Origin of the sequence: Kitasatospora sp. NPDC058184, assembly GCF_042883725.1 — a bacterium.
Taxonomy (GTDB): domain Bacteria; phylum Actinomycetota; class Actinomycetes; order Streptomycetales; family Streptomycetaceae; genus Kitasatospora.
On record NZ_JBHVVE010000010.1, the window covers coordinates 187640 to 199023 of the forward strand.

At 71.8% G+C, this 11384-nt stretch carries 12 protein-coding genes; 4 read left to right on the forward strand and 8 right to left on the reverse strand.

Features of this window, described 5'->3' with window-relative positions:
* Positions 1–67: 67 nt before the first annotated feature.
* The 6 genes from ACFVXH_RS20990 to zapE form a co-directional block, all read right to left on the reverse strand.
* On the reverse strand, positions 68–1048 hold the full coding sequence (locus ACFVXH_RS20990; protein WP_375873240.1) for a TerC family protein: 981 nt from the start codon (positions 1046–1048) through the stop codon (positions 68–70).
* Positions 1049–1274: 226 nt separating this feature from the next.
* Positions 1275–1853 carry a TerD family protein gene (locus ACFVXH_RS20995; protein ID WP_049649603.1) on the reverse strand — a complete coding sequence of 193 codons (579 nt, stop codon included), beginning with the start codon at positions 1851–1853 and terminating at the stop codon, positions 1275–1277.
* A gap of 268 nt (positions 1854–2121) precedes the next feature.
* Entirely contained in the window at positions 2122–4212 is a 2091-nt protein-coding gene (uvrB, locus tag ACFVXH_RS21000; RefSeq protein WP_387825908.1) for an excinuclease ABC subunit UvrB, read from the reverse strand.
* Between the two features lie 44 nt (positions 4213–4256).
* Positions 4257–4565: a helix-turn-helix domain-containing protein gene (locus tag ACFVXH_RS21005; protein WP_387825911.1), complete on the reverse strand. Its 309-nt coding sequence runs from the start codon at positions 4563–4565 to the stop codon at positions 4257–4259.
* A complete protein-coding gene (locus tag ACFVXH_RS21010; protein ID WP_387825914.1) occupies positions 4562–4939 on the reverse strand; it encodes a type II toxin-antitoxin system RelE/ParE family toxin in 378 nt (125 codons plus the stop codon). Before ACFVXH_RS21010 ends, ACFVXH_RS21005 begins: the two co-directional genes overlap by 4 nt.
* 58 nt (positions 4940–4997) lie before the next feature.
* Positions 4998–6044 (reverse strand): cell division protein ZapE, encoded by a 1047-nt coding sequence (gene zapE, locus ACFVXH_RS21015; protein WP_387826190.1) that lies wholly within the window; start codon positions 6042–6044, stop codon positions 4998–5000.
* A gap of 126 nt (positions 6045–6170) precedes the next feature.
* Between zapE and ACFVXH_RS21020 the strand changes: the two genes are divergently transcribed.
* The 4 genes from ACFVXH_RS21020 to msrB all read left to right on the forward strand — a co-directional run bounded on the left by ACFVXH_RS21020 (position 6171) and on the right by msrB (position 9450).
* On the forward strand, positions 6171–6956 hold the full coding sequence (locus tag ACFVXH_RS21020) for a pyrimidine reductase family protein (protein WP_074001682.1): 786 nt from the start codon (positions 6171–6173) through the stop codon (positions 6954–6956).
* Positions 6957–7013: 57 nt separating this feature from the next.
* Positions 7014–7475 (forward strand): indole-3-glycerol phosphate synthase, encoded by a 462-nt coding sequence (locus ACFVXH_RS21025; protein WP_107086353.1) that lies wholly within the window; start codon positions 7014–7016, stop codon positions 7473–7475.
* A 120-nt stretch (positions 7476–7595) separates the two neighbouring features.
* Complete coding sequence (gene murC, locus ACFVXH_RS21030) at positions 7596–9005, forward strand: UDP-N-acetylmuramate--L-alanine ligase (protein WP_387825917.1); 1410 nt, start codon at positions 7596–7598, stop codon at positions 9003–9005.
* Positions 9006–9045: 40 nt separating this feature from the next.
* Positions 9046–9450 carry a peptide-methionine (R)-S-oxide reductase MsrB gene (msrB, locus tag ACFVXH_RS21035; protein ID WP_049649595.1) on the forward strand — a complete coding sequence of 135 codons (405 nt, stop codon included), beginning with the start codon at positions 9046–9048 and terminating at the stop codon, positions 9448–9450.
* A gap of 72 nt (positions 9451–9522) precedes the next feature.
* Here the strand turns inward: msrB and ACFVXH_RS21040 are convergent, their stop codons facing one another.
* Together ACFVXH_RS21040 and ACFVXH_RS21045 are read right to left on the reverse strand one after the other, a co-directional pair.
* Positions 9523–10716 (reverse strand): cytochrome P450, encoded by a 1194-nt coding sequence (locus ACFVXH_RS21040; RefSeq protein ID WP_049649594.1) that lies wholly within the window; start codon positions 10714–10716, stop codon positions 9523–9525.
* Entirely contained in the window at positions 10713–11330 is a 618-nt protein-coding gene (locus tag ACFVXH_RS21045) for an ATP/GTP-binding protein (RefSeq protein WP_387826192.1), read from the reverse strand. The genes ACFVXH_RS21040 and ACFVXH_RS21045 overlap by 4 nt, the downstream gene beginning before the upstream one ends.
* Positions 11331–11384: the final 54 nt, after the last annotated feature.

The following is an 11384-nucleotide window of genomic DNA, read 5'->3' on the forward strand; positions in this document are numbered from 1 at the left end:
GTCTCCGGTCGCGGGGGCCTCGGCGGTGCCCGGCGCCGTGCGGCGCACGAACGTCAGGCGTCAGGCGTCAGGCGTCGAGCTTCTCGTGCTCGGCGGACTCGGCCTTCTTCGCGGCCCGCAGGCTGGTGAAGGTGGTGATCGCCAGGACGACCACGATGAAGCCCAGCGAGAACGGGATGCCGATCTCCGGGGCCCAGGTCGCGCCCGCCTCGTGCGCGGCGTGCAGCACCAGCTTCACGCCGATGAAGCCGAGGATCACCGACAGGCCGTACGACAGGTGGACCAGCTTCTTCAGCAGGCCGCCGATCAGGAAGTACAGCTGGCGCAGCCCCATCAGGGCGAAGGCGTTGGCGGTGAAGACGATGTACGGGTCCTGGGTCAGGCCGAAGATCGCCGGGATCGAGTCCAGCGCGAACAGCACGTCGGTGGTGCCGATCGCCAGCATGACGACCAGCATCGGGGTGATCAGCCGGCGGCCGTTCTCCCGGACGAACAGCTTGGTGCCGCGGTAGTCCTCGGTGGCCGGGAAGCGGCGGGTGATCGACTTGAGGACGCGGTTCTCCTCGAACTCCTCGTCGCCCTCGTCCTCGGCGCGGGCCTCCTTGATCAGCTTCCAGGCCGTCCAGATCAGGAAGGCGCCGAAGATGAAGAACACCCAGGAGAACTCGGCGACCAGCGCGGCGCCGCCGGCGATGAACACCGCCCGGAGCACCAGCGCGATGATCACACCGAACATCAGCACGCGCTGCTGGTAGATCCTGGGCACCGCGAACTTGCCCATGATCAGGATGAACACGAAGAGGTTGTCGACACTGAGCGACTTCTCGGTGATGTAGCCGGCGAAGAACTCGCCCGCCGGCTCCCCACCGGAGTGCCACCAGAGGAAGCCGCCGAAGAGCACCGCCAGGGCGACCCAGACGGCCGTCCAGATCCCGGCCTCCTTGATCGAGACCTCGTGCGGCTTGCGCCCTCCGATGAAGAAGTCCGCCACGACCAGTGCGATCAGCACCAGGATCGTGGAAACCCACATGGTTACGGAAACGTCCACTACTGCTCCTCCGGCAGGTAGGCGAGACAGTCATCGTCACTGCCGGAGGTCTCTTCCGCCCGTCGGGCCAGCGCCCCGGGGTGCCACGACGGGCACCCGTGATGACGGGGTCGGCTGTCGAGGAATACTCCCCTCCGCTGCCAACGAGAGTAACAGCAATCCCAAGGGAAGGTAAAGAAGGTAAAGAACCGTGCGGAGCGGGCTGCTGGACCGGCTACGCGGCCGGCTACAGGAACGGCTCGATCGCCGGCAGCAGGTCCTGGAAGGTCCGCCCCTTGGCCGGCGCGCCGATCGCCTGCATCTCCCAGCCGCCGTCGCCGTCCCGGACCACCTTGGCCATGATCTGCCCGGTGTGCGGCCCGCCGCCCGCCAGCTCGTAGCGGGCCAGCTCCAGCCCGGTGGCCTCGTCCACCAGCCGGCAGTGCGCCCGCTGCACCTCGGCGAAGGTCTGCCCGGTGTACGAGCTCACCGTGAACACCACCTGGGTGATGTTCACGGGCACGTGCACCAGGTCGACCAGGATCGCCTCGTCGTCCTCGGCCCCGGAGCCGCCCTCCAGGTTGTCGCCGGTGTGCCGCACGGAGCCGTCGTTGCTCTCCAGGTGCGAGAAGAACACCACGTCGGACGGGGTCCGCTCGGCGTACAGCAGCGCCGAGGCGTCCAGGTCGATCTTCCGGGTGCGGCTGCCGAACAGCCCGCGCTTGGGGGCGGCCTGCCAGCCGAGGCCCATCCGGACCACGGTCAGGGCGCCGCCCTGCCCCTTCTGGAGGCTGACCCGCTGCCCCTTGGCCAGGTTCACCGACACGACGTTGTCCTCTCTGCCGGCCGCGCGGTCACAGCCGAGCGGCTCCACGGTGGAACACCCCGTCGCCGTCCCCCGGCTGAGGCCCCCTCTGCGTACGGCCCGCAAACCCCGTCCCGAGGGCACGATGCCGCAGGCCAGCCTAGGGCCTGCGGCACCCCGGGCTCCCCCGGGTCTGCCCGTTTGTGGCAAGGCTGAGACACCCGCGGACTTGACCGGTGTCATTCCGGCCAGGCCCAGCGCCGTACGGGTGCGCCCCCTGCGGTTGCGGCTACGCCACTCCGGCCTCGCGCATCTGCCGCAGCTCCTTCTTCAGCTCCTTGACCTCGTCGCGCAGCCGGGCCGCGACCTCGAACTGGAGGTCGGCGGCGGCCGTGTGCATCCGGTCGGTCATCTCCTGGATCAGGTCCGCCAGTTCGGCGGCCGGCAGGGACTTGGCCGGCTTGCGCTCCGCCCCCAGCGACGGGACCGGGGCCTTGCCCTTGCCCTGGTTCCGGTAGCCGGTGGAGAGCAGCTCGTCGGTGTCCACGTCCTCGCGGGCGAGGGTGTCCAGGATGTCGCCGATCTTCTTGCGCAGCGGCTGCGGGTCGATCCCGTGCTCCTTGTTGTAGGCCTGCTGCACGGCCCGGCGGCGGTTGGTCTCGTCGATGGCCTTCTCCATCGCGGGGGTGATCTTGTCCGCGTACATGTGGACCTGGCCGGAGACGTTGCGGGCCGCACGGCCGATCGTCTGGATCAGCGAGGTGCCGGAGCGCAGGAAGCCCTCCTTGTCCGCGTCCAGGATCGCCACCAGCGACACCTCGGGCAGGTCCAGGCCCTCGCGCAGCAGGTTGATGCCGACCAGCACGTCGTACCGGCCCGCCCGCAGCTCGCGCAGCAGCTCCACCCGGCGCAGGGTGTCCACGTCGCTGTGCAGGTACCGGACCCGGATGTCCAGGCCGAGCATGTAGTCGGTGAGGTCCTCGGCCATCTTCTTGGTCAGCGTGGTGACCAGGACGCGCTCGTCCCGCTCGACCCGCTTGCGGACCTCGTGCACCAGGTCGTCGATCTGGCCCTCGGTCGGCTTGACGATCACCTCGGGGTCGATCAGGCCGGTCGGGCGGATGATCTGCTCGACCTGGCCGTCGCCGCGCGACAGCTCGTACGGGCCGGGCGTCGCCGACAGGTAGACCGTCTGGTCGGTCCGCTCCAGGAACTCCTCCCACTTCAGCGGGCGGTTGTCCATCGCGGAGGGCAGCCGGAAGCCGTGCTCGACCAGGGTGCGCTTGCGCGAGGCGTCGCCCTCGTACATCGCGCCGATCTGCGGGACGGTGACGTGCGACTCGTCGATGACCAGGAGGAAGTCCTCCGGGAAGTAGTCGAGCAGGGTGTTCGGCGGGGAGCCGGGCTCGCGGCCGTCGAAGTGCATCGAGTAGTTCTCGACGCCCGAGCAGGTGCCGATCTGGCGCAGCATCTCGATGTCGTAGGTGGTGCGCATCCGCAGCCGCTGGGCCTCCAGCAGCTTGCCCTGCTTCTCCAGCTTCGCGAGCGTCAGCGCCAGCTCCGCCTCGATGCCGTTGACCGCGCGCTCCATCCGCTCGGGGCCGGCCACGTAGTGCGAGGCGGGGAAGACGTGGACCGAGTCGTCCTGGCTGATGATCTCGCCGGTGAGCGGGTGCAGGGTGTACAGCGCCTCGATCTCGTCGCCGAACATCTCGATCCGGACGGCGAGCTCCTCGTAGACCGGGAAGATCTCGATGGTGTCGCCGCGGACCCGGAAGGTGCCGCGGGTGAAGGCCACGTCGTTGCGGGCGTACTGGATGTCGACGAAGCGGCGCAGCAGCTCGTCCCGGTCGATCTCCTCGCCGACCCTGAGCCGCACCATCCGGTCCACGTACTCCTGCGGGGTGCCGAGGCCGTAGATGCAGGAGACCGAGGCCACCACCACCACGTCCCGGCGGGTGAGCAGCGAGTTGGTCGCCGAGTGGCGCAGCCGCTCGACCTCCTCGTTGATCGAGGAGTCCTTCTCGATGTAGGTGTCCGTCTGCGGGACGTACGCCTCGGGCTGGTAGTAGTCGTAGTACGAGACGAAGTACTCGACCGCGTTGTTCGGCAGCAGCTCGCGGAACTCGTTCGCCAGCTGCGCGGCCAGCGTCTTGTTCGGCGCCATCACCAGGGTGGGCCGCTGCAGCTTCTCGATCATCCAGGCCGTGGTGGCCGACTTGCCGGTGCCGGTGGCACCGAGCAGCACGACGTCCTTCTCCCCTCCCCTGATCCGCCGTTCCAGCTCGGCGATCGCCGCCGGCTGGTCACCGTTCGGCTGGAAGGGGCTGACGACCTCGAAAGGCGCCACGGACCGCTCAATACTCGTGATGGGACGCACCACTCAACGGTACGACCCACCACCGACAAGCGAGGCCGGTTCGATCAGGCCGCGTGGGCCTCGAAGCTCATGGCCGGCTCCCGGGCGGGGTCGATCCGCACCACGGAGTCGAAGGCGGCGGCGAGTCGCTCGATCAGCGGAAGGGTCGGATCGACCCCGCTCTCCTCGATGCCCTCGACGGTCTCCTCCTCCAGCCCGGCCCGCTCGGCGAGCTCGGCGAGTGTCCACCCGAGCGCGGAGCGTCGGGCGTACACGGCCTCGGCCAGCGCCATCCGCCGCCCGGCCGCGCGGTACTCCTCGCTCTCCCGGTGCTCCGCCGGCACGGTCCAGCGGGTGTGGTAGCCGCTGCTCATCGCTGCTCCTCCCGGTCGTAGATCTCGTGGTCGGCGGCGGGCCCGTGCTCCGCCTCGCAGACCTTCTGCGCGCGGCGCGCCCGTTCGACCTGATCGGTCTCGCGGTTCCTAGTCTTGCGGAAGACCGTCAGCAGCACAGCCCTCCGCCCCGGCGCGAGCCAGTACGTGATGCGCATGGACCCGATCCGCAACTCGCGCAGCGGGCCGCCCAGGTGGCTCGCCAACGGGAACGACAGCGCCTCGCCGTCCTCGGCGAGGCGGTCGGCGGCGCGTTCGGCCGCCCGGTACTCGGCGGTCGGGCAGTTCTGGAGCCACACCCGCACCTCGGGCTCGATCTCGATCCGGTAGCCCGCCCGGGAGTCGTCACCGGTCATGCCTCTCCCCCTCGCTCGGCAGTGGGAACAACTGCCGGGCGAGGGGGAAGGTCACGGGTCAGGCCTTGGCGCTGTCCCGGGCGAGGGCGACCAGGCGGGAGATGGCGCGCAGGTACTTCTTGCGGTAGCCGCCGCGCAGCATCTCCTCCGGGAAGACCTGGTCGAAGGGGAGGCCGGAGGCGGTGATCGGCAGCTCGCGGTCGTACATCCGGTCGGCCAGCACGACCAGGCGCAGCGCGGTGGACTGGTCGTCGATCTGGCGGACGCCGCGCAGGCAGACCGCGGCGACGTCGTCCAGCAGCGCGCCGTAGCGGCTGGGGTGGACGGCGGAGAGGTGGGCGAGCAGGGCGTCGAAGTCGTCCAGCGAGGCGCCGGGGGTGCGGGCCGCGGCGGCCGTGACGGCCTCGTCGGTGTACGGCGGCGGGGCGTCCGGCAGGCCGCGGTGGCGGTAGTCCTGGCCGTCGATCCGCATCGGGCGGAAGTGCGCGGACAGGCCCTGGATCTCGCGCAGGAAGTCGGTGGCGGCGAAGCGGCCCTCGCCGAGCTTCTCGGGCAGGGTGTTCGAGGTGGCGCACAGCTTCACGCCGTTGTCGACCAGCCGGCCGAGCAGGGTGGAGACCAGCACGGTGTCGCCCGGGTCGTCGAGCTCGAACTCGTCGATGCAGAGCAGCGTGTGCCCGGAGAGGGTCCGCACGGCCTGCTGGAAGCCGAGCGCGCCGACCAGGTTGGTCAGCTCGACGAAGGTGCCGAAGGCCTTGGGGCCGGGGGCGGCGTGCCAGAGCGAGGCGAGCAGGTGGGTCTTGCCGACGCCGTAGCCGCCGTCGAGGTAGACCCCGGCCGGGCCGGTGGGTGCGGGGGCGGAGCGGCGGAACCAGCTGCGCTTGGGCGCGGAACCGTTTCCTCCGCCGAGGGTCGCCGCGAACTGCTCCAGGACCTGGACGGCCTCGTACTGGCTCGGCTGGGTCGGGTCCGGAATGTACGTCCCGAAGCTCACGTCGGCGAACCGGGGCGGCGGGACCATCTCGGCGACCAGCCGCTCGGCGGGCACGACGGGTCGGCGGTCGGTGAGCGCGATCGGGGAGCCGGAGGCGTGTGCGGCTGCTATCGGCTCGGTCGCGGTTGCGGAGTGGGAGGCTGCGGGCACATCAGTAGAGGGTACGCCTGCCCCGTACGCCGTCCGAACGACCCGCGGCCCCGAACGGCCCACGGCCCGCGGTGGAAGACTGGGGACATGCAACAGTTGATCAGCCCGCTGGGCGGGCGGCTCGCCGATCCGGCCGCACTGGAATCGCTCGCCGCCGTCTACGCGTACCCCGAACAGGTGAATCAGGGGCGCCCCTGGCTGCGCGCCAACATGGTGTCCGGCCTGGATGGCGGGGCCAAGCTGGACGGGCTGTCCGAGGGCCTCTCCGGCGATGCCGACAAGCGGATCTTCGGGGTGCTGCGGGCGCTGTCGGACGTGGTAGTGGTGGGCGCGGAGACGGTCCGCGCCGAGGGCTACCGGCCGGCCCGGGCCCGCAAGGAGTTCGCGGCGGCCCGGGCGGCGGCGGGGCAGGCGCCCGCCCCGGCGATCGCCGTGGTGAGCCGCTCGCTGGAGCTGGACCTGACCGCGCCGCTGTTCACCGAGCCGCTGGTCAGGACGGTGGTCGTCACCACCGAGGACGCCCCCGCGGAGCGCCGCCGGGCGGTCGCCGGGGTGGCCGACCTGGTGCTCGCCGGCACCGGTTCGGTGGACCTGCGGGCGGGCGTGGCGGCCCTGGCCGAACGGGGCTGGACCAGGCTGCTGACCGAGGGCGGCCCGCGCCTGCTGGGGCAGCTGGCGGCGGCCGGCCTGCTGGACGAGCTGTGCCTGTCGCTGGCTCCGCTGCTCACCGGCGGCGACGCGCCGCGCATCCTGCACGATGCCCGAATGCCTGACGTGCAGCGGATGCGGCTGGTCTCATTGATCGAGCAGAAAGGATTCCTCTTCACCCGCTACCTGCGTCACCCCGGTTCGGACAACCCCGTGACCCCCTGATCGTGATCCCGTTATGGGATGCCGGGGCCCGGGGGCCGGCCACTGGAAGGGACTCACGTGTTCAAGACGGTACTGATGATCGAAAAGGCTCTCTCCGACGCGGACGTGGAGCTCGTCACCACGCTCCACGGCGAGGAGAAGGTGTCCTTCGTCGTCCTGATGCAGCCGCGCGGCCGGCAGGACGAACTGCTGCGGGCGCTCGACGACGTCGCCCTCGGCCACCTCGACAAGGTGGTGCACGAGCACGACGAGTCCGAGAGCGGTCCGACCGTGGCCGGCGAGTCGCTGGAGCACAGCCTGCGCCACCTGCGCTCGGCCGGGGCCGAGGCGGTCGGCGAGCTGGTCGGGGAGAAGCCGCTGGAGCGGCTGCGCGCGGTCGTCGGGGAGCAGCGGGCGGACGAGGTCGTGGTGCTCACCTCACCGCACTTCGTGGAGGAGTTCTTCCACCGCGACTGGGCCTCCCAGGCCCGGCACAAGGTGGGCGTCCCCGTGCTCAGGCTCTTCGCCAGCGACTCCTGACCCGACCGGCCCGGCACGCCGGTGGTGCAGAATCGTCCTTGCGGTCCGCCCGCGAGGACGATTCCGTCTTCCCGACCCGTCCGCCCGCCCTGTCTGCCCCCGCCCCTACGGAGCCACGCCTTGAACGACGCCGCGCACGACCTGCACGCCCCGCACTTCATCGGCATCGGCGGCGCCGGGATGTCCGGCCTGGCGAAGATCCTCGCCGTGCGCGGGGCCAGCGTCTCGGGCAGCGACTCCAAGGAGTCCGAGACCGTCCTCGCGCTGCGCGCCCTCGGCGCCACCGTGCACGTCGGCCACGCCTCCGAGCACGTGCCGGACGGCACCAGCAGCGTGGTCGTCTCCAGCGCGATCCGGGCCGACAACCCGGAGCTGGTGGCCGCCCACGAGCGCGGCATCCCGGTGGTGCACCGCTCCGACGCGCTGGCGGCGCTGATGGGCGGGCGCCGGGCGCTGGCGGTGGCCGGCACCCACGGCAAGACCACCACCACCAGCATGCTCGCCGTCGCCCTCGGCGAGCTGGGCCTGGACCCGTCCTACGCGATCGGCGGCGACCTCGACGCGCCCGGCTCCAACGCCCACCACGGCACCGGCGAGATCTTCGTCGCGGAGGCGGACGAGAGCGACCGCAGCTTCCACAAGTACGCGCCCGAGGTGGCGATCGTGCTCAACGTGGAGCTGGACCACCACGCCAACTACGCCTCGATCGAGGAGATCTACGAGTCCTTCGAGACCTTCGTCGGCCGGATCGTCCCCGGCGGCACCCTGGTGGTCTCGGCCGACCACGACGGCGCCCGCGAGCTCACCTCCCGGGTGGCCGGCCGCGAGGGCCTGAACGTGGTGACGGTCGGCTCCGCCGAGGACGCCGACCTGCGGGTGCTCTCGGTGGTCGCCCACGGCATGACCAGCGAGGTCACCGTCCTGCTGGACGGCGCCGAGCTGAGCTTCACCGTCTCGGTGCCCGGCCGCCACTACGCCCACAACGCGGTGTCCGCGCTGGCCGCCGGCGTCGCGCTGGGCGTCCCGGCCGCCGACCTGGCCAAGGCGCTCGGCGCCTACACCGGCGTGCGCCGCCGGCTCCAGCTCAAGGGCGAGGCCGGCGGGGTCCAGGTGATCGACTCCTACGCCCACCACCCCACCGAGATGACCGCCGACCTGGAGGCCATCCGCGAGGGCCTGACCGGCGGGGGCCGGGTGCTGGTGGTCTTCCAGCCGCACCTGTTCAGCCGCACCCAGCAGCTCTCCGAGGAGATGGGCCAGGCCCTGGCGCTGGCCGACGCCTCGGTGGTGCTGGACATCTACCCGGCCCGCGAGGACCCGATCCCCGGCGTGACCAGCGAGCTGATCATCGACGCGGCCCGCCGGGCCGGCGCCGAGGTCACCGCGGAGCACTCCTTCGCCGCCGCCCCCGCCCTGCTGGCCGGCCTCGCCCGCCCGGGCGACCTGCTGCTCACCATGGGCGCCGGTGACGTCACCAACCTCGGCCCGGAAATCCTGCGGCACCTCGCGAACGTTGCTTCCAACGTCTGACGTACGTCCGTCCGACGTCCACCGCGACCGGGAGCCCGTGATGAGCTACGAGATCGAGAAGACCGAGGCCGAGTGGCGCGCCCAGCTCAGCCCCGAGGAGTACCACGTGCTCCGCGAGGCGGGCACCGAGCGGCCGTTCACCGGTGAGTACACCGACTCCAAGACCGTCGGCGTCTACGGCTGCCGGGCCTGCGGGGCCGAACTGTTCAGCTCCGAGACCAAGTTCGACAGCCACTGCGGCTGGCCGTCCTACTACGCGCCGCTGGCCGGGGACCGGGTCCAGTACATCGAGGACACCTCGCTCGGCATGCGCCGGGTCGAGGTGCGCTGCGCGCGCTGCGGCGGGCACCTCGGGCACGTCTTCGAGGGCGAGGGCTACGGCACGCCGACGGACCAGCGCTACTGCATCAACAGCGTCTCGCTGACGCTGAAGCCGGCCGAGTAGGGCCGGATACGCGCGCGGAGGCCCGGACACGTACGGTGTCCGGGCCTCCGCGCCGTCCGGGCCCGTCCGGGCCTACCCCTCGACCGGTGCGAAGCGGACCGGGAGGTGCGTCAGGGCCCGGTGGAACGGGCCCGGGCGCCAGAGCAGGTCCTCGGCGGGGGTGGACAGTTCGAGGTCGCTGAGGCGGCTGCCCAGCTGCTCGATGGCGGTGATCGCGATCAGCAGGGCCGGGTCCCGGGCCGGGCAGGCGTGCGGACCGGCCGCCCAGGCCAGGTGGGCGCTCTCGCCGCTGCGCAGCCCGCCGCCGTCGGTGGGCGGCGCGGCCTGGGAGTTGGCGGCCGCGTACGAGACCAGCACCAGCGTGCCCGCCTTGATCTCGCGGCCGTGGAAGGTGATGTCGTACCGCGGGTAGTGGGCCGAGAGGTTGGCCATCGGCGGCTCGTGCCAGAGCACCTCGTCGATCGCCTGGTGGGCGGTCATCGCCCCGCCGAACAGCGAGCCGGCGTAGCGGGCGTCGGTGAGCAGGCGCAGCAGGGCGTTGCCGATCAGGTTGGTGGTCGGCTCGTGCCCGGCGATCAGGGTCAGGGTGATCTGCCGGATCACCTCGTCGTCGTCCAGTCCGACCGGGTGGGTGACGTACATCGAGGTGAGGTCGTGCCGGGGGCGCTCGCGGCGCTCGGCGACCATCGCGGTGACCACCGCCAGGAGCTTCCCGTACGAGGCGCCGGCCCGCGCGGTGGACTCGATCAGCCCGGTGATCGCGTCCACCACCTCCTCGCGCTGCTCCTGCGGCACGCCGAACCAGGTGGTGAGCGCGAAGGCGGGAAGCCGGCGGGCGTACTCGGCGATCAGGTCGGCGTGCCCGACGGCGGCGAAGCGGTCGATCAGCCGGTGCGCGGTCTCGGCGACCTGGCGCTGGAGCCGGTGCGGTTCGAACAGCGCGAGGGCGTCGGTGATCACCGCCCGGTAGCGCGCGTGGGTCTCGCCGTCGCTGAACAGCGCGGTCGGGCGGTAGCCGAGCACCGGCAGCAGCGGGGAGTCCGGCGGGACGGTCCGCTGCCAGGCCCGGGAGTCCTTGGAGAAGGTGTCGGTGTCGCGCAGCAGGTCCAGCGCGGCCTGGTAGTCGGTGACCAGCAGGGCCTCGACGCCGGGCGCGATCTCCACCGGGGCGACCGCGCCGTGCCGCCGCAGCCGCTCGTAGACCAGCTGGGGGTCGGCGGCGAAGACCGGGCCGTGGATCGGGGTCGGGCGGGACTCGACGGTCACGGCTGCTCCGGGGTGGCGGGGTCCGAGGTGACGGGGTCCGGGCCGGCGGGGTCCGGGCCGGCGGGGTCCGGGCCGGCGGGGGCGGCGGGCAGGGCGTCCAGGACGTGCTCGGCCAGCGCGATCAGCGCGTCCAGGCTGCTGTCGCGCTCGCGCGCGTCGCAGAGCAGCAGCGGGGTGGCGGCGTGCAGGTCCAGGTGGGTGCGCAGCACCTCGACCGGGTGGTCCGGCGCGTCCGGGAAGCGGTTGACGGCGACGGCGTACGGCAGGCCCTGCTCCTCGACCATGTCCATGATCTCGAAGGAGTCGGCCAGCCGGCGGGTGTCGGCGAGCACCAGGGCGCCCACCGCGCCGCGGGCGATGTCCTGCCAGAGCGGGAAGAAGCGGCGCTGGCCGGGGGTGCCGAACATGTAGAGCACCACGTTGCCGGGCAGGGTGAGCCGGCCGAAGTCGACGGCGACGGTGGTGGTGGACTTCCCGGGCACGCCCGCCAGGTCGTCCACCGGACGGCCGGTCTCGGTCATCGCCTCCTCGGTGTGCAGGGTGGCGATCTCGGAGAGGGTCCGGATGAGGGTGGTCTTGCCGACCCCGAACGGGCCGGCCACCACCAGTTTCATCAGCGTCTGGTCCTGGTCGGGCAGGTAGCCCACCCGGCTCTGGTCTTCCGGTTC

Excerpts from the sequence above, each read along its gene's own strand:
- msrB (WP_049649595.1), top strand. The coding sequence starts at position 9,046 with ATGAGCTACGAGATCGAGAAGACCGAGGCCGAGTGGCGCGCCCAGCTC.
- ACFVXH_RS21010 (WP_387825914.1), bottom strand. The coding sequence starts at position 4,939 with ATGACCGGTGACGACTCCCGGGCGGGCTACCGGATCGAGATCGAGCCC.
- ACFVXH_RS21005 (WP_387825911.1), bottom strand. The coding sequence starts at position 4,565 with ATGAGCAGCGGCTACCACACCCGCTGGACCGTGCCGGCGGAGCACCGG.
- ACFVXH_RS21045 (WP_387826192.1), bottom strand. The coding sequence starts at position 11,330 with ATGAAACTGGTGGTGGCCGGCCCGTTCGGGGTCGGCAAGACCACCCTC.
- ACFVXH_RS21020 (WP_074001682.1), top strand. The coding sequence starts at position 6,171 with ATGCAACAGTTGATCAGCCCGCTGGGCGGGCGGCTCGCCGATCCGGCC.